General features: G+C 62.9%; 15 protein-coding genes. 8 read left to right on the top strand and 7 right to left on the bottom strand.

All coding sequences use genetic code 11. From position 1 onward, the window contains the following. The first annotated feature begins 10 nt into the window (after window positions 1–10). The 4 genes from PspTeo4_RS10590 to PspTeo4_RS10575 are packed head-to-tail and all read left to right on the top strand — an operon-like array spanning window position 11 to window position 3349. Window positions 11–583 carry a cupin domain-containing protein gene (locus PspTeo4_RS10590; protein WP_322363686.1) on the top strand — a complete coding sequence of 191 codons (573 nt, stop codon included), beginning with the start codon at window positions 11–13 and terminating at the stop codon, window positions 581–583. Further along, entirely contained in the window at window positions 580–1572 is a 993-nt protein-coding gene (locus tag PspTeo4_RS10585; RefSeq protein ID WP_322363685.1) for a fumarylacetoacetate hydrolase family protein, read from the top strand. The genes PspTeo4_RS10590 and PspTeo4_RS10585 overlap by 4 nt, the downstream gene beginning before the upstream one ends. After that, window positions 1563–2549 carry an NAD-dependent epimerase/dehydratase family protein gene (locus tag PspTeo4_RS10580; RefSeq protein WP_322363683.1) on the top strand — a complete coding sequence of 329 codons (987 nt, stop codon included), beginning with the start codon at window positions 1563–1565 and terminating at the stop codon, window positions 2547–2549. Before PspTeo4_RS10585 ends, PspTeo4_RS10580 begins: the two co-directional genes overlap by 10 nt. Next, entirely contained in the window at window positions 2546–3349 is an 804-nt protein-coding gene (locus tag PspTeo4_RS10575; RefSeq protein WP_322363682.1) for a cyclase family protein, read from the top strand. Before PspTeo4_RS10580 ends, PspTeo4_RS10575 begins: the two co-directional genes overlap by 4 nt. Window positions 3350–3414: 65 nt before the next feature. On the opposite strand, the gene PspTeo4_RS10570 is transcribed toward PspTeo4_RS10575, so the two are convergent. The 3 genes from PspTeo4_RS10570 to PspTeo4_RS10560 form a co-directional block, all read right to left on the bottom strand. Then, entirely contained in the window at window positions 3415–5826 is a 2412-nt protein-coding gene (locus PspTeo4_RS10570; RefSeq protein ID WP_322363681.1) for a TonB-dependent siderophore receptor, read from the bottom strand. Between the two features lie 112 nt (window positions 5827–5938). Continuing rightward, complete coding sequence (locus tag PspTeo4_RS10565) at window positions 5939–6862, bottom strand: FecR domain-containing protein (protein ID WP_322363680.1); 924 nt, start codon at window positions 6860–6862, stop codon at window positions 5939–5941. After that, a complete protein-coding gene (locus PspTeo4_RS10560; RefSeq protein WP_322363679.1) occupies window positions 6859–7374 on the bottom strand; it encodes a sigma-70 family RNA polymerase sigma factor in 516 nt (171 codons plus the stop codon). Before PspTeo4_RS10560 ends, PspTeo4_RS10565 begins: the two co-directional genes overlap by 4 nt. 290 nt (window positions 7375–7664) lie before the next feature. On the opposite strand from PspTeo4_RS10560, the gene PspTeo4_RS10555 reads away from it, so the two are divergent. After that, window positions 7665–8504: a Ku protein gene (locus PspTeo4_RS10555; protein ID WP_322363678.1), complete on the top strand. Its 840-nt coding sequence runs from the start codon at window positions 7665–7667 to the stop codon at window positions 8502–8504. Between the two features lie 33 nt (window positions 8505–8537). Here PspTeo4_RS10555 and ligD read toward each other — a convergent pair whose 3' ends face one another. From ligD to PspTeo4_RS10535, 4 genes are read right to left on the bottom strand one after another with little or no spacing between them, the layout of a single operon-like run. Next, window positions 8538–11012, bottom strand: coding sequence for a DNA ligase D (gene ligD, locus PspTeo4_RS10550; protein ID WP_322363677.1), 2475 nt, complete (start codon window positions 11010–11012; stop codon window positions 8538–8540). Between the two features lie 14 nt (window positions 11013–11026). Next, window positions 11027–11980, bottom strand: a complete 954-nt coding sequence (locus PspTeo4_RS10545; RefSeq protein ID WP_322363675.1) for a lysylphosphatidylglycerol synthase domain-containing protein — start codon at window positions 11978–11980, stop codon at window positions 11027–11029. Then, window positions 11980–13182 (bottom strand): cardiolipin synthase ClsB, encoded by a 1203-nt coding sequence (gene clsB / locus PspTeo4_RS10540; RefSeq protein WP_322363674.1) that lies wholly within the window; start codon window positions 13180–13182, stop codon window positions 11980–11982. Before clsB ends, PspTeo4_RS10545 begins: the two co-directional genes overlap by 1 nt. Then, the gene (locus PspTeo4_RS10535; protein ID WP_322363673.1) at window positions 13179–13952 is read right to left on the bottom strand and encodes an endonuclease/exonuclease/phosphatase family protein; all 774 of its coding nucleotides are present in this window, start codon (window positions 13950–13952) and stop codon (window positions 13179–13181) included. Before PspTeo4_RS10535 ends, clsB begins: the two co-directional genes overlap by 4 nt. 277 nt (window positions 13953–14229) lie before the next feature. Between PspTeo4_RS10535 and PspTeo4_RS10530 the strand changes: the two genes are divergently transcribed. The 3 genes from PspTeo4_RS10530 to PspTeo4_RS10520 are packed head-to-tail and all read left to right on the top strand — an operon-like array spanning window position 14230 to window position 17637. Beyond that, complete coding sequence (locus tag PspTeo4_RS10530) at window positions 14230–15555, top strand: iron-containing redox enzyme family protein (protein WP_322364839.1); 1326 nt, start codon at window positions 14230–14232, stop codon at window positions 15553–15555. Then, window positions 15555–16508 (top strand): class I SAM-dependent methyltransferase, encoded by a 954-nt coding sequence (locus PspTeo4_RS10525; RefSeq protein ID WP_322363672.1) that lies wholly within the window; start codon window positions 15555–15557, stop codon window positions 16506–16508. Before PspTeo4_RS10530 ends, PspTeo4_RS10525 begins: the two co-directional genes overlap by 1 nt. Beyond that, window positions 16501–17637 carry a carboxylate-amine ligase gene (locus PspTeo4_RS10520; protein WP_322363671.1) on the top strand — a complete coding sequence of 379 codons (1137 nt, stop codon included), beginning with the start codon at window positions 16501–16503 and terminating at the stop codon, window positions 17635–17637. The genes PspTeo4_RS10525 and PspTeo4_RS10520 overlap by 8 nt, the downstream gene beginning before the upstream one ends. The last annotated feature ends 29 nt before the right edge of the window (window positions 17638–17666 follow it).

The raw sequence follows: 17666 nt of genomic DNA, 5'->3' as shown, positions 1-17666 counted from the left end.
AGGAGACAACATGCAATCGCTTCCTGTATTCAAACGCGTGGTCACTGGCCACGATGCCCAGGGGCAGGCGGTCGTGGCCACGTGTGGCGCGACGCCTAACAATTTCCCGCTGAAGGCGGTACCCGGCACCCTGTTCTACGAGGTGTGGAACAGCGTCGGTAGCCCGGCGTTGCTGGATAACGGCGACGATCCGACAGCCCAGCCGCTGCAACTTAGCCCCGGTCCGCTGGGCAGCGTGATCCGCGTGGTGGATATTCCACCGGACAGCGTGCAGAACCAGGTCAGCGCCGAAGCGGCCGCGGCAGCCTTCGCCGAGATCGGCGAGGCCAGCGCAGGCACTGGCAAGGCCGACTCCAGGCACAAGTTGATGCACCGCACTCAGACCCTGGACTACGGCATCGTCACCGAGGGTGAGGTCTGGTTGGTGCTGGACGACGGCGAAGTCCATCTCAAACGCGGCGACATTGTGGTACAGCGCGGCACCAACCACGCCTGGAGCAACCGCAGCGAGCAGATGGCGCGCATGGTCTTCATCCTGCTCGACGGCCGGTACGCCGACGGCCTGAAGGAGCTGCTGCCATGAAGCTTGCCACGTTCAACGACGGCAGTCGCGATGGTTGTCTGCTGGTGGTGGCGCGTGACCTGGGGCGGGCGGTCGATGCCAGCGACATTGCCGTCACCCTGCAGGCTGCGCTGGAAAACTGGCCCCAGGTCGAGGCGCGCTTGCAGGCCCTTTATCATCGGCTCAATGCCAACGAGGCGCAGGGTGCCTTCGATCTCGACCTGGCACAACTCGCCGCGCCCCTGCCGCGTGCCAGCCAGTGGTTGGACGGCTCCTGCTTCCTCAGCCATGGCGAGCTGATGCAGAAGGCTTTCGACCTGGAGCCGATCGATGGCGTCGAGCACACGCCGCTGATCTACCAGGGCGCCAGCGATGACTTTCTGGGTGCGCGCATGGACATTCCGTTGCCCAGCGAAGCCCACGGCATCGACTTCGAAGGCGAGTTCGCGGTGCTGCTGGATGACGTCCCCATGGGTTGCCCGCCGGAGCAGGCATTGCAGCATGTGCGCCTGTTGCTGCAACTGAACGATGTCAGCTTGCGTGCCTTGGCCCCTCGGGAAATGAAGACCGGTTTTGGCTTTCTTCAGGCCAAACCCGCCAGCAGCTTCGCGCCGGTCGCAGTAACCCCGGACGAACTTGGCGATGCCTGGCGCAATGGCCGGGTGCACTTGCCGCTGCAGGTCGAGTGGAACGGCGAGTGGTTCGGGCATCCCCACGGTGGTGCCATGCATTTCGGCTTTCACCAGTTGATTGCCCATGCGGCGCTGACGCGGCGCTTGAGCGCTGGCACGCTGGTGGGTTCCGGCACCGTTTCCAATGCCGACCGCAGCGTCGGGTCGGCTTGTATCGCCGAGCGCCGCGCCATCGAGATCATCGCTTTCGGCGCGCCGCGCACGGCCTTCATGCGCTTTGGCGACCGCGTGCGCATGGAGGCGCGTGATTGCGAAGGCGAAGTGCTGTTCGGCGCGATTGACCAGCGCGTGGTGCGGGGAGGCTGGCCATGCGTGTGATGGTCACGGGTGCCAACGGTTTCGTCGGTCGTCAGCTGGTGCAACGCCTGCTGGAAACTGGCGAGGTGCGGGGGCAGCGCATCGAAGCGTTGCTGCTGCTGGACCAGACGCTGGATGGCTTGCCCGAGGATGCGCGCGTGCGCCGCCACTACGGCAGTGTCACCGACCCGGCTTTATTGCGCCGGGTGCTGGCCGATGGTGTCGACGTCGTCTTCCACCTGGTCAGTGTGCCGGGTGGTGCCGCCGAGGCGCAGTACGAGCTGGGTTACCAGGTGAACCTGCAGGCCAGCCTGGAGTTGCTCAACCAACTGCGCAACCCCTGGTGCCCCCCGGTGCTGGTGTATGCCAGCAGTGTCGCGGTGTACGGCGGCGAGCTGCCAACGCGCATGGGTGAAGACCAACCGCCTTCGCCGCAGCTGTCTTATGCGGCACACAAGCGCATGGTGGAAATCGCTTTGCAGGACCTGGCCCGTCGCGGCGAGGTGGACGGGCGTGCGTTACGGCTACCCGGCATCGTTGCCCGGCCACGTGAGCCGAACGGTTTGCGCTCGGCGTTCATGAGCGACCTGTTGCATGCCTATGCTGCAGGGGAGGCCTACACCTGCCCCGTGTCGCCCGATGCGTGCGCCTGGTGGATGTCTGCCCGTTGCTGCGTGGACAACCTGCTGCTCGCCGCCGAATTGGATAACCCCGGCAGCCAGCGCATCTGGCAGCTACCGGTGCTGCACCTTTCCATCGACCAGGTGCTGGCCGGCCTGGCGGACAGTTTTGGCGAGGCCAACCGCGAGCGCATCGCCTTCGAGCCCGACCCGCAACTTGAAGCGCTGTTCGGCCGCTACCCACCGTTGCGCAGCCCCCTGGCTCGGGAGCTGGGTTTCTGCCACGACGGTTCGGTGGCCGGGCTGCTGCGCAACACCCTCAACCTGCCGGCGCGGCGAAGCAGCCGTGCGGCCATTCGCAAAGGGTTTCTTGCATGAACGTGAGCACGCGTCGCCTGGTGGACCTTTCAGTGACCCTGGACAACAACCCTCATACCGACCCACCGCCACTGTTGCCGAAGGTCGAATACATGGACCACCAGCAGGGCTGGCCGGAAATGGCTGCGATGTTCCCTGGCCTGCGCAAGGAGGACTTGCCGGGTAACGAGTCATGGGCGGCTGAGCGGCTGCAGATCACCACCCACAGCGGCACGCACATGGATGCGCCGTGGCATTACGCATCGACCACCGACGGCGGCAAGCCGGCCTTCGGTATCGACGAGCTGCCACTGGAATGGTGCCTGCAGCCGGGTGTGAAACTGGATTTTCGTCATCTGCCGGATGGTCATGTGGTCACGGCGGCGCAGGTCGAAAATGAGCTGGCACGCATCGGCCATGAGCTGCAACCGCTGGACATCGTCCTGGTCAACACCCGTGCCGGCAGACTGTTCGGCCAGCCTGGCTACCTTGAGGCTGGAGTGGGCATGGGGCGTGAGGCCACGCTGTACCTGTTGGAGCGGGGGGTGAGGGTGGTCGGGACGGATGCCTGGAGTTGGGATGCACCGTTCAAATACACCCGCGAACGCTTTGGTGCCACAGGCGATGCATCAATCATCTGGGAGGGGCACAAGGCCGGGCGCGACATTGGTTATGGGCAGATGGAGAAGCTGGCCAATCTGGAACAGCTGCCGGCGTTTGGGTTCATGGTCAGCTGTTTCCCTTACAAGATCCGCCATGCCTCTGCCGGTTTTGTTCGGGCGGTCGCAATCTTCAACGAGTGGGGAGTCTCGGGCAAGTAGTTTGACTTGTGTATCCGAGTCGATGGCTCCCACGCATGGGAGCCATCAATGTCAACGCCTCTGCGTCAGAACGCGTACACCAGGGTGGCCGTTGCGCTACGCGGAGTGCCATACCAACCACGTGAGCCGATCGCGGTGTAATACTTCTCGTCGAACACGTTGTTGACGTTCAGCGAGACGCTGGTTTGCGGCGTGAACGCATATTGCGCCATCAGGTCGACCACGCTGTAGGGGTCTTGAGTGAACGTCTCGTCGTTCGGGCCGGCACCTTTGTAGTATTCCGTACCTTGCCAACGCACACCGCCACCCACCTTCAACTGCGGCAGGGACTGCAGGCGATAGCTGGTGAACAGTTTGAAGGTATCGCGCGGTACTTCGGTGAGCAGGCGATCGTTATCCGAGTCCTTGATCACGGCATAGGTGTAGCTGGCGGACACTTGCCAATCAGGCAGGATCTCGCCCGCCATTTCCATCTCGAAACCACGGGTCTTGGTGCCGGATTCGGCGCGGTAGGCCTGGTTGCCGTCCGGCGCCAGGTTGCTGCCGTCAGCCACGGCAAGGTTGTCCTGGCGCACCTCGAAGACACTGAACGCGGTGGTCAGGCGTTTGTCCCAGAACTCGCTCTTGATACCCAGCTCGTAGTTCACACCTTCTTCGGGGTCCAGGTAGGCACCACTGACATCCTTGTTGCTTTGCGGCTTGAAGATGGTGGTGTAGCTGGCGTAGGCCGACCAGTTTTCGTTGAGGTCATACACCAGCCCGAGGTAAGGCGTGACCACCCCGGTTTCGCTGCGTGAAGTGCGGCTGGTATCGCCGGACGACAGCGTGGTCGAGGTTTCGTCACGGTGCCAGTCGATCACCCGTGCACCGGTAATCAGCGACAGGTCATCGGCCAGGCTCCAGCGGACCGAAGCCACCAGGCCGTCCTGGGTTTCATCCAGCGAATCTTCCGAGGACTTGGTGTGGATGGCATCCGGGATCGGCAGCGAACCGTCCCAGGTGTAGATGTTGTCGATGCTCTGGATGGTCCATAGCGGGTAACCGGGGTTACGGTAGTAGGCTTTGTAGTGACTGGCCCCGAAGTAGGCCTGGTGCTCGCGCGAGAACAGCTCAAACGGCCCGGAAGCCGACAGATCGAACGACGTCTGCCGCGGCTCGCCGGCCCAGCGTCCGGACCAGGTGCTGACGCCGCTGCCATCAGGGTTGACGGTGCCGCTGGCCGCTGTGGCGAAGGCGTCGTCATAGCTGCGGCGGCTGTGTTCGGCATTGAATTTGAGCTGCCAGCCATTGTCCAGCTGATGTTCCAGGGTGGAGAACACCGTCTTGGTCCTGCGTTTGTGGTAGCTCCAGTCCGAGGCCGAGTTGAACGAGCGGGAAGGGCTGAAGTGACTGCCATCGGACTTGTACATGGTGAAGCCATGGTTGCCGGCCCCATCGCTGTCCATCTCCTGGTATTCGGCCCCCACGGTCAGCATCGTGCTGTCGGTGAGGTCCCACTCCACCACGCCGTAGGCCACCTCTTTCTCCAGGGTCTGGCGGTCGATATGGCTGCCGCTGTCGGTGGTCGATGCGACGAAGCGCCCGCGTACATTGCCGCTTTCGGTCAGCTTTCCGGATACGTCCAGCTCGGTGCGGTAGTTGTCCCAGGAGCCGGCCTTGAGTGTCAGCGTGCGCTTGGTTTCAAGCGTTGGTTTCTTGCGGATCAGGTTGATCGTCGCGCCGGGGTCGCCGGTTCCCGACATCAGCCCCGTGGCCCCGCGAACCACCTCCACCCGGTCGTAGCTGACCATGTCGGCGAGGTCGTCGCGAAAGCCATAGGTATCGGGGCGGTTGATGCCATCGACCTGGATGCTGCCGACCGAGAAGCCGCGCACATAGATATGGTTGGCGTCGCTACCGGCCGGCCCCATGCTGTCAACGACCACACCAGGCGTCTGTTCCAGCACCTGGGCCACGTCCGTCAGGTTCTGGTCCTCGATCTGCTGGCGGGTGACCACGCTGACCGATTGCGGTGTCTCGCGCGCCGAGAGGCGTAGGCCGGTCGCGGTGTTGACCGAGCCTGTGGTGTAACTGCCGGTGCCTTCGGTCGTGCTACCCAGGCCTGCAGCATTGACACTGGTCGCTCCCAGCTCGAGGGCACCGCTGGTGTCCGCCTTGCTCAGCACATACCGTTTTTCCCCCGCCTGCAGCACCTGCAGCCCAGTGCCCTGCAGCAACGTGGCGAAACCTTGCTCCAGCTCGAAACTGCCGTGCAGCCCGGATGACTGCAACCCAGCCGTTTCGTCGTTGCTGAAACTGATGGTCACACCACTGGCAGCCGCGAACTGGCTGATCGCAGAGGCCAGGCTGCCTGCCGGGATATCGTAGCGCTGCGGCGCAGCCCAGGCAGTCGAGGTCGCCAGCACGCCACTGCAAAGGCTTAGCGCGAGGGCCGCCTTGCGAATACTGCAGGCTAGCGAGGAACGGCTTGCGGACATGAATTGGGGCTCCTGTTCTGGTTGGTTTGGGCGCGTCGAATGCACGCGTCCTCAAGAGCCGAAGCAGCGAGGGAAATCTGCTACCCCTAAATGAGAAATATTTTCAGTGAGTCTACGAATGAAGCCTGAGTGGCTCCAGACGTACCCAATAGCGTGTCATGCGACGTGCGCGGATCGGCAGGGCGTCTTCCAGACTGACCAAGGCGAGGTCGGTGTCGTCGAGGTTGAATGCGCCGGACAGGCGCAGCCCGGCGACTTGCCCGGCACACCCAAGATAACCAGGGCGGTAGCGCGCCAGCTCATGGACCACATCGCCCAGACTCCAATCGACGCTGACCAGCATGCCATGCGCCCAGGCCAGCGCATCGGGGGGCAGGGGACGCAACGGCCCCACGCTGTGGGTGCTGAAGTCCAGGCTGCACCCACTGTCGATGCGTACCTGCTGAGGTGATCGGCTTGGTTGCACTTGCACGGCATGGGCGGTCACCGCCACATGTGTCGAGGCGGCGTCCTGGCGCACGCTGAATCGAGTGCCGAGCGCAAGGATGTCGCCTTCAGCGGTGCGCACGCTGAGTGGGCGGGGGTCCTTGGCGGTTTCCACCAGGATCTCGCCCTGGCGCAGATGGATCAGGCGCTGGCCCGCGTCGAAGCTGATATCCACACGGCTGTCAGTGTTCAGGTCCAGGCGCGTGCCGTCGGCAAGCGTCAGGTGCCGCCGCTCGCCGATCCGTGTCGAGTAATCGGCACTCCAGGGCGAGGCCCGATAGCCCTGCCAACCGACCACCCCGACCCCGAGCATCAGCGCCAATGCCTTCACGGCATGGCGTCGATCGCGCCTCGCGTTTGTCAGTGTCTGTGCTGCACCGCGGGGTGCGTTGCCCAGGCGGCACTGCAGCTGCTCAAGGCGCGCCCAGGCCTCGGCGTGGCGATGGTCGGCGGCGACCCAGGCTTGCCAGGCCGAACGGGTGGAATCATCGACGTTGCTGTCGTTCAAGCGCACGTACCAGTCCACGGCGTCTGCGAGAATGGCCTTCATGCGTCTTCGATCAGCAAGCAGTGCATCAGCGCACGCGCCAGGTGCTTACGCACGGTGCTCACCGAAACGCCGAGCCGTTCGGCGGCTTTTTCGTAACTCAGGCCATCAAGTTGTACGGCGAGAAAGATCGCGCGCGTGCGCGGGCCCAGGCCATCGAGCATTCGGTCAATGGCCATTAGCGTATCGAGGATCGCCGCACGGATTTCGGCAGATGGCGCGTAGTGTTCCGGCTGCAGTGCCAGGGCTTCGAGGTAGGCGTTTTCCAGGCTGCGGCGACGGTAGAGGTCGATGACCAGACCGCGGGCGATGGTTGCCAGGTAGTGACGCGGCTCGTTGAGCGTGCCTGCGGTGCGCGCCAGCATTACCCGAATGAAGGTGTCCTGGGCCAGGTCCGCAGCATCGGCGAAATTGTTCAGGCGCTGACGCAACCAGCCGTGCAACCAGCCGTTGTGCTCGCGGTACAGTGTTTCCAGCCCCCTGTGCGCAGCTCCGTCGAGAACAACGGTGGACATCATGCGCCTCCCCCAAATCGCCAAATGCAAATAAGAATGTGTCTCAAGTGTACTTGGCGATGGCGGGATTGGGAATGGTGGCATTTGAAAAGTATTTCAATGGATTGCAATCTGTTGCAGGCCTTTGCGGGGGCTTGGACATCCTGGGTAGGTCGCCCAAGGTGATGGTAATTTGCCGTCGCTGCCTTTGAATTAAACCTTCGCGTCAGGGGGCAGTCACTTGCAGTAGGGGACTTCGTTGGGTGAGGTCCAGAGAGGTGGCAGAACCGTTCAATGTGTAGGAGGTCGCCATGGCGCGGGCCATCTGGAAAGGCGCGATCAGTTTCGGCTTGGTGCACATCCCCGTTTCGCTCAACTCGGCGGTGCGTTCAGAGCGGGTGGATTTCGACTGGCTCGATAAACGCAGCATGGAGCCGGTGGGCTACAAGCGAGTAAACAAGGTCACCGGCAAGGAGATCGACAAGGACAACATCGTCAAGGGCGTGGAGTACGAGAAGGGCCGCTACGTAGTGCTCAGCGAGGACGAGATCCGCACCGCGCGCCCCGAGGCAACCCAGTCCATCGACATATTCTCCTTCGTCGAGGCGGGTGATATTCCGCTGCAGCACTTCGACACGCCCTACTACCTGAGCCCCGACCGCCGCGGTGGCAAGGTCTACGCACTGCTGCGCGAAACGCTGCAAAGCACCGGCAAGGTGGCCTTGGCCACCGTGGTGCTGCATACCCGCCAGCACCTGGCGCTGCTGCGGCCGCTGGACGAAGCCTTGGTGATGATCACCCTGCGCTGGCCCGAAGAGGTGCGCAGCGTTGAAACGCTGGAGTTGGACAAGAGCGTGACCGATGCCAAGGTCGACAAGCGCGAACTGGACATGGCCAAACGTTTGGTCGAGGACATGAGTGGGCCGTGGGCTCCGGATACGTATCACGACGCGTTTCGCCAGACCATTCTCGACCTGGTGGAAGAGAAGGCCAGTAAAGGCAAGATCGAGACGGTGGATAAAGCCGCGGACGCCGCCAGTGCGCAGAAGGGCGCGGACATCATCGACCTTACCGAGCTGCTCAAGCGCAGCCTTGGCGGCAAGGCCAAGAGCAAGAAACCAGCGCCCAAACGGCCACGCAAGGCGTCTTGAACGGCTGATGCATCCGACCGGCCAGCAGCCTTGTCAAGCAATCCCCAGCTGCTTGCGCATGCGCGCGGTGATCGACTGCCGCGTCCTGGACAGGTCGTGCCAAGGATCATCGACCACCGCCAAGCGCTCGTGCAGGTTGTCGATGTTCCATTGATTGGCGCCCTTGAGCTGGAGCAACTCCTCGCGCCAGATCGGCACCGACACCGGCAGCCCCTCACGGGCGCGCAGCGAGTAGGCGGCGACAGTGGTGGCGCCTTTGCCGTTACGCAGGTAGTCGATGAAGATTCGCCCGACTCGGTTCTTCGGGCCGGAAACAGCGCTCAACCGATCGGGGAACAGCCTGGCCATGTGCACGACGATGGCGTGGCTGAAGTCTTTCACTTCATCCCAGCCAGCGCGCCGGGTGAGGGGCACCACCAGGTGCATGCCTTTGCCGCCGCTGGTCTTGAGGAACGCCTTCAGGCCCAGCTCGTCGAGCAGGGTGAGGGTGAGCTGGGTGGCTTCGAGCATTGCCTTCCAGGGCAACGCGGGGTCGGGGTCGAGGTCGAGCACGAAGCGGTCGGGCTTGTTGAAGTCCTTGTCGGTGGCGTTCCAGGTATGCAGTTCGAGCATGTTCATCTGCACCGCGCCCAGCAGGCTTTCGGCGTGGTTGAGCGACATGGCGGCCTGTCCGGCCTGAGCCTTGGTGTAGCTGACCAGTTTGGGAATGTGCAACTGGCCGGCGTGCTTCTGAAAGAACAGCTCGCCCCCCAGCCCGTCCGGTGCGCGCACCAGCGACACGGGCCGGCCCTTGAGTTGCGGCAGCAGCCAGCTGGCGACCTGAGCGTAGTACTCGGCGACCTGACGTTTGCTGGTGCCGCTGGTGGCATCGATGATGCGGTCGGGGTGAGTCAGGCGCAGGTTGCCCAAGGGCTCGGACATCTGCCTCGAAACAATGTAGCCGGGCATGGCGCGCTCCAGGTCGATGGCGGTGGCGGGCTTGTCGTCGCGCAGACCGTGGAAGACCGCGTGTCGCACGATGCCTTCGCGGGTTATCTGTGCGAAGGCAACCTCGGCCAGCAACTGCGGCTTGAGCCAATGCACGCCACGGGCCTCGGCGCCTGTCGGTGGGTTCGACAAGGCGGGCTTGTTCACTTGCAGGGGTTCGAGGCGGGCAAGTAGGTGGTCCAGTGTGCTTGCGCTGAACCCCGTACCCACCTTGCCGGCATAGCGAAGCTGGCCACTGTCGCGGTCGTGCAATGCCAGCAGCAGGGCGCCGAAGGCATTGCGGCTGCCTTTGGGTTCTGTGTAGCCGACGATCACGAACTCCTGGCGCTGCTTGCACTTGAGCTTGATCCAGTCGCTGCTGCGCCCGCCCACGTAAGGGCTGTCGGCGCGCTTGCCGATCAGGCCTTCCAGCTTCAGGCGGCAGGCGCTGTCGAGCAACGAGGCAACCGGCTGGTCGAAGTCGGCAGAGAACGCAAGGGTGTCCGACGGAAAACGCTCGAGCAACTGGGCCAGGGTTGACCGCCGCGCCTGTAACGGCAATGTGCGCAGGTCCTGGCCGTTTAGATAGGGCACGTCGAACAGGTAGTAGGTGATGTGTTCGTCGTGGTCGGTATCGAAGGCATTCTGCAGGGCCTGGAAGTCGACGGCTCCATGCTGGTTGACGACGACCATCTCGCCATCGAGCCATGCCGAAGTGAGCCCCAGCGCCCTGAGCGCCGCGATCTGGCTTGGCATCTTCGCACTCCAGTCATGGCCATTGCGGGTGAACAGGCGTACGTCGTCCCCGTCGATGCGGGCCAGCATACGGTAGCCGTCGAACTTGATCTCGTAGCGCCAGTCACCGCTGGGGGGCGAGTCGACCAGGGTGGCCAGCTGCGGTTGCAGGTTGACTGGCAGGGCGGCGGGCTTGCCGCTGGCGCCGCGTTTGCGTGGTGGGTTGGTGGTTCTCGTGGCCTGACGGGGTAGCAGGGTGCGGTCGCTCAGTACGCTGTCCGGTTGTGCTTCGACGATGCAGTATTGCGCTTCGCTGCGAGCCTGTTCATCCCGGGATTTGACCAGGATCCATTGCGCTTTCTTGCCAGCCAGGCCGGTTCGGAACAGGTTCCAGATACCCGCAAGCTTTTCACCTTGCAGGCGAAAACGCAGCTTGCCCTTGGCATAGGCCTCGCGGGGGTCGCCTTCGGGCTCCCAGATGCCCCGGTCCCAGACGATCACGTCGCCAGCGCCGTAATGACCTTCGGGGATATGGCCTTCGAAGCCGGCATAGTCCAGCGGGTGGTCCTCCACCTGCACGGCCAGCCGACGGATTCTTGGGTCGAGCGACGGGCCTTTGGGAATCGCCCAGCTTTTCAGGGTGCCATCCAGCTCCAGGCGCAAGTCGTAGTGCAGATGGCTGGCGTCGTGCTTCTGAATGCAGTATTGCAGCGCGTGGGCCGGCCGTTGGCGAGCGCGTTTGCCGGTCGGCTCGGGTGTGGCGTTGAAGTCGCGTTTGCGCTGGTACTCCTGCAGGGACTTGGCCATGGTTGTGCTCGCGATCACTGCGTGCCTGGCCGAGCCTGCTGGCGCAGGGCCTTGGCGCGCTTTTCCAGGGTCAGGTAGGTGATTACCGCCAGCACCAGCGGAATCAGGTAGTACAACGTTCGATAGCCCAGCAATGCAGCGATCAGGGTGCCTTGGCCGAGTTGACCATGAAGCATGGCGAGGAACACGGCCTCCAGCACGCCCAGTCCGGCGGGAATATGTGCCACCACGCCGGCCACGCAACTGATCAGCAATACCCCCAACACCGATGGGTAGAACAGATCATGCGGCAACAGCAGATGGATCAGCGCCGCCATCAGTGCCCAGTTGCTGGCACCGAGCACCATCTGGCACACCGCCAGGCGCAGGCTCGGCAAGGTGACTTCATGCCCACGCAGCTGCCATGTCCGCCGTTTGGCGAAGGCGCAGGCAAGCAGGTAGGCCACCGCGACCGCCACCATCAGCGAACCGATCAGGCGCAGGCCGTTCGCACCCACCGCCCAGCTTTCGGGCAATTTGACAAGGTTCAGGCTGAACACCGTGCCGGCCAGCAGCAGGTAGCCCATCCAGTTGGTCAGCAGGCCCAGGGTGAGGATGCGGGTAATGGTTGCGGTATCCAGCCCAAGACGGCTGTACAGACGATAGCGCAGGGCGACGCCACCGACCCAGGTGGTGAAGTTGAGGTTGAACGCGTAGCAGACGAACGCCACGGGTAGTACCTGGCGTGCCGGTAGTCGGTGGCCGGTGTAGGCGCGGGCGAGCAGGTCGTAACTGGCGAACACCAGGTAACTGCACAAGGCCAGCAGCAGGCCCAGTACCAGGGTGGAAGGTTGGTAGGCGAGCAGGGACTGGCGCACCTCGCGCCAGTCCAGATTGCGCGCCAAAGTGAACAACAGCACCGGGATCAGTATCAGGAACAGCAGGGTCAGCAGATGCTTGCCCCAGGTCTTCCAGCCTTGCCCGCTCATCAGGTTTTGCCCCCGCGGTAGTCGACCGAAGTCTCGATGTCCGTTTGTAGCGATTGCAGCCGCTGCCGATGCGCCGGAAACCAGCCGGCGATGCGTGGGAAGTAGCGGGTGATGTGAAAGCCCAGGAAGATCAGCGGTGCGCGCCACCAGTAGCCACGCACCATGCGCTCCAGCGTTACCGCCTTGCAGTGTTCGCGGGTCAGTTCGCTCAGATGCTGGTGCAGGCCGTGGTTGAAGGTGCGGTCGCGGATCAGCAGGTTGGCTTCGAGGTTGAACGACAGGCTCAGCGGGTCGAGATTGCTCGAACCCACGGTGGACCAGTCGTCATCCACCAGCGCCACCTTGCCGTGGAGGGGGCGCCGGCGGTACTCATGGATGCGTACGTTGTCTCGCAACAGATAGTTGTAGAGCAGTCGCGAGAGGGCCCTGACCCAGCGCATGTCCGGTTGCCCCTGAAGGATCAGGGTCACCTCCACGCCCCGCCGAGCGGCATTGCGTAGCTCGCGCAGCAGGCGATATCCAGGGAAGAAATAGGCGTTGGCGACGACGATGCGTCGCTTGGCTTCGCGCAAGGCCTGCAGGTAGCACAGCTCGATGTCGTTGCGATGGCGGTGGTTGTCGCGCTCAACCAGCAGGGCGCTGGCTGTGCCGGCAGCGGTGCTGGCCGACGCGACCTGACTTACGGTATCCATGACGGGGGCGAGCATCCGGCAAGTGGACGCGTGGATCTGGCTTACCACGGGGCCCACGACCTCGACGGCGTAGTCCTGCTTGGCCTGTGGCCCGAAGTCGCCCAAGTGGTCGGCGCTGTAGTTGATACCGCCAATGAAGGCGCGCTGACCGTCAATCACCACGATCTTGCGATGCAGGCGGCGAAACAGGTTGGTGCGCATGCCGGCCAGTCGCGGCTGTGGGTCGAACGAGTGGAAGCGCACTCCGGCATCGGTCATGGAGGAAATGAAATCGCCGGGCAGGTCAGCGGTGCCATAGCCGTCCACCGCCACCTCGACTCGTACGCCTCGCCGGGCCGCGTCGATCAGCACCTGGCGCAAGGGTTGGCCGACCTTGTCGTCGTAGATGATGAAGGTTTCCAGAAGGATCTCGTCCCGCGCCTGGGCCATGGCCTCGAACACGCGCGGGTAGTACTGCTCACCATTGATCAGCAGTTCGACGTGGTTGCCGTCACTCCAGGCCTGGTTCACAAGGACACCTGCGCCACCAAGGGGGCATGATCAGAGAGGTGCGACCATGGATATCTGGAAAGCACCTGCGCCCCGATGGGCCGCGCATTGCGCAGGTAGATGCGGTCCAGGCGCAACAGGGGCAGGCGCGCGGGGAAGCTGCGTGCCGGTTTGTCGAAAGCTTCGATCAGATGGTCGGACAGCCGCGCGTTGGCCTTCAGGCGCCAGTCATTGAAGTCACCGGCGACGATCACCGGCTCTCCCGCTGGCAGGCTGTCGAGCAATGCCAGGAGCAGGCCGACCTGGCGCTGGCGATGATCCTCGCGCAAGCCCAGATGCACGCAGATGGCATGTACCTGCTCATGGCCTGGCACTGCCAGCTGGCAGTGCAACAGGCCGCGCTGCTCGTTGCCATGTATGGAAACGTCCAGATTGTTCCAGGCACCGATCGGAAACTTCGACAGCAGGGCATTGCCATGGTCGCCATGGGGGTAGACCGCATTGCGTCCATAGGCGAATTGCGGCCACATGCTGTCGGCGAGAAACTCGTACTGAGGTTGCTGCGGCCACGCTGGGTGGTGCTTGGCATGCCATTGATGACTGCCGTGCACCTCCTGAAGGAACACCAGGTCGGCACCGGTGGAGCGCACCGCTTCGCGCAGCTCCGGCAGGATGAACCGGCGGTTGAACAGGGTGAAGCCCTTGTGCACGTTGAGCGTCAGCACCGTGAGGCGATGCACTGCGGTCAACGGTTCGATCAGGCCAGTTGGGGCGGGGAGCATCGTGTTCATGATGGACATGGGTCTTTATCTGCGCTTGGCATCGTGCTCACTCCGTGTGCAGTGGGTACAGGGTGGAGGCCAGCAAGGCGCCAAAGTGCCGGAGACTGGACGAGTGGTCGCGTCAGCATCGGCCCGGCAATTAGCGCCACTCATCAGCTGCGCAGCAATGAAAAGGAATGCTGTCGGGCGCGCTGCACTCATTGTTATGAAGACCTCGCAGAGCAAACGGGAGCCCTTCATGAGAAAGCACCTGCTACCGACAGCAGAGCTGTCGACCATGGCATTCATGCAGCCTGAAAACGTACGGCAGGCAAGCTATAGGGGGGTGGAGGATCCGCAACGTCTTTACTTGGCGATGCTGCAGGATGGCGAACACGACGCGAGGGAGTGGCTGTCCACTCAGCTTCGACGCACGGCGAGCATGGCTGACGATCTGCCGGATGACCCGGCGCAACTGGAGAGTTGGGCTGCCAACCATGCCGCGCAGGTGGCCACCGATCACACGCGTTATCTGACACGGCGTCACCAGGGTGCTCCAAGGCATTACTTCGCCAATCGCGCTCATGCCCTGTGGTTTCTCCAGCAAGTCGCGCCGACCAAAGTTGTCGATGGCGCCTGGCTGCATGGAGTGCTCAGGCACTGGCGTGATTTCCGTTTTCACGGGCTGATTCGAACGTTCCTCGAAGAACTTGGCGACGGTGATCCACGCTGCAACCATGTATTGATCTACCAGCGATTACTCAGCCGTCTGGGATGTGACCAAGGCCTGCCGCTCGATCCGTCGCGGTATTTGCAGGGGGTGGTGCAATTGGCATTGGGTCGCCACGCCGAACATTTTCTGCCCGAGGTGATCGGTTACAACCTGGGCTACGAGCAGCCCCCCTTGCACCTGCTGATCACCACCCATGAACTGGCCGAACTGGGCATCGACGCGCACTATTTTCAACTGCATGTCACCATCGACAATGCCGCTTGTGGCCACGCCCGTCGCGCGCTGCAAAGCCTGCGTCTGCTGATGCCTGGCCAATGCGCAAAAGCCTTCTATGACCGCGTTCGGCAGGGCTATCGACTCAATGACCTCGGCATCGATACCCCGTCGATGATCGTGAGCTTTGACTTGGAAGACGAACTGCTGGCTGCATTGCAGCGCAAGCGGCCCTACGGGCAGTTCATGCACAGTGATCGCTGCCGTCTGCAAGGGCGCACCATCAACCAATGGCTGGCCGATGCAGAGGCAATGCCAGGCTTTCTGCGTGCCCTTGAAGCGCAACAGTGGGTGCGCCGGGGCGAAGCTCCTTCGCATAGCCGGTTCTGGACCTTGATCGACGGGCCGCAGGCCGCGATGTTCGGTGTATTTACAGCCTATGAGAAGCAGCTGTTGCATGACTGGATTGTCGGTGACACGGCAGCTGAGGACTGTCGACGCGTCCGACCCGGGCAGTGGGAGCGGGACCTGGCCTTGGAGCAAGACGCACCAGTGGCGCAAGGCGAGGTTTGCGTAGATCGCATGATCGAACGGATGTGGGGTAATCGCCATGCCACGCCCAATGGCCTGCGCGCGACTCGTGACTTTATCCATGCCACCGGGTTGACCCGCGCAGGGCCGAACTGATGCTGCTTGATCAGAACCACGAGCACGCCGACCGGGCGCTATTGCAACTGGGCAGGCGCCTGAGTGCCGACGGTTATCGTTTCACGTGCGTCACGCCGAACACTCACGCCCACGTCAACGGCCGAGCAACTGCGCGTGAGGCACGTGACTTGCGCGATGTGTTTGGCTGGAGCAGGCCGTTCCCAGCAGCGCTGATCGGCAGCGATGAACTGGCGCAGCTGAAAGCGGCGGGCTTGGTTCAAGAGCAGGATGAATTGCTGCGCAGCCTGGTACGTTGGTCGAGTCTCGACGACCTGCTGGTGGTTCATTCGGCATGGCCTACCGATAGCCGTGACGCCGTGTTCTTCGGCCCCGACAGCTACCGCTTCGCCCAGGTGATCCAGGGCTTTCTGCAGCACAACCCCAAACCTGTGGAACAGGCTGTAGACATTGGCTGTGGCAGCGGCATTGGTGCGCTGCTGATAGCCCGGGCCGCTCCGCATGCCCGGGTCTGCGCGGTGGACATCAATCCATTGGCGCTACGATTCACCGCCATCAATGCTGCCTTGGCTGGCGTGACCAACGTTTCGACAGCACTCAGCGACCTGCTCGAGGGTGTCTGTGGCTCGTTCGACCTGATCGTTGCCAATCCACCCTATATGCTGGATGCCCGGCAGCGGGCCTATCGTCATGGCGGTGGGGCGCTCGGTGCGCAGCTTTCCTTGCGTATTGTCGAACAGGCTCGCGAACGCCTGGCAGTCGGCGGCACTTTGTTGCTGTACACCGGGGTAGCCATCGTCGAAGGCCGCGACGCCTTGCTCGAAGCCGTGCGCCTGCGCCTTGCCGGGCCTGCATTCAGTTGGCACTACCGTGAACTGGACCCAGATGTGTTTGGTGAGCAATTGCCCGAACCGGGCTACGAGCAGGTTGAACGCATCGCCGCCGTGGCGCTGAACGTGACCCGCAATGTCTAACGGCACGGGCTCGGTGTGCGGGTTCGGCATCGAGGAAGAATACCTGCTGGTGGACCTTGACAGTGGACAGGTCCTGGCCAGGCCTTCGCGAGCGGTGACTCGTCGTTGTCAGGAAACGATGGGTGAGCATTTCGCCGAAGAAATGTTCTGCAGCCAGATCGAGGTGGCCTCGCCGGTATTCGGCAATTTGCATGAGGCGCGCAGTTTCTTCACGCAAAGCCGTCACACACTGCGTAACGTGCTGTTGGATGAAGGCGTAGGGCTTTACTGCGCTGCCAGCCACCCTGGCGCGCAATGGCGGCGTCAGCACGCGCGAAACCTGCCCCATTATCGCCAGGTGTTCGACGACTACCAGATCGTCGCCCGACGTAGCCTGCTGTCCGGGCTGCACATCCATGTGGGCGTGCCCCATGGCATTGATCGGATGCAACTGATCAATCAGCTGCTCTACTGGTTGCCGTTGTTTCTGGCCCTCAGCACGTCGTCACCTCTGTGGAGTGGTTTGGTTACAGGCTACCGTAGCTACCGTCGCGTGGTGTGCGCCGAGTGGCCGCACATGGGCATGCCCGAACCGCTGGACAATTGGCATGACTACCAGCGCTACAGAAGGCTGCTGCAAGACGTCGGTGGGCTTGCGGCGGATGGGGACTTTTGGTGGGCGATACGTCCGTCGCGGCGCTTTCCCACGGTAGAACTGCGGATCTGCGATGCCTGCCCGAGGTTGGAGGATGGCTTGGCGATTGCCGGGCTGTTTCGCCATCTGGTCGAACAGACCCTGTTGCTCAGCCAGCGCTGGCAGCCGATCAGCAATGAACTGCGTTGGATAACCCAGGAAAACTACTGGCGGGCTTACCGTTATGGCTGCAAGGGCACGTTCATCGGCGTGCAGGACAGGCATCCGGTAAGTGCCGAAGGCTGGCTGGCGCAACTGCAGTCCTTGATGCCCCCGGATACGCAGGATGCCGAGCAGGCGTTCTACCAGGCCAGACGCATCCTGAGTCAAGGCACCAGTGCCGAGCGCCAGCTGGCAATGCTTGCGGGTGCCCTGGAGCAAGGTTGGGAACAGCGTCTGGCACTGAAGGCCGTGGTCGAGCAAGTGCTGGGCGAGGTGTGCCAAAGTGCCGGTTGAGAGACCCTTTGCTGCGCAAATCATCAATG

Origin of the sequence: Pseudomonas sp. Teo4 (genome assembly GCF_034387475.1) — a bacterium.
Classification (GTDB): Bacteria; Pseudomonadota; Gammaproteobacteria; order Pseudomonadales; family Pseudomonadaceae; genus Aquipseudomonas.
Note: the sequence above shows the minus strand (reverse complement) of the source record. Positions and strands in the feature narration are given on the sequence as shown.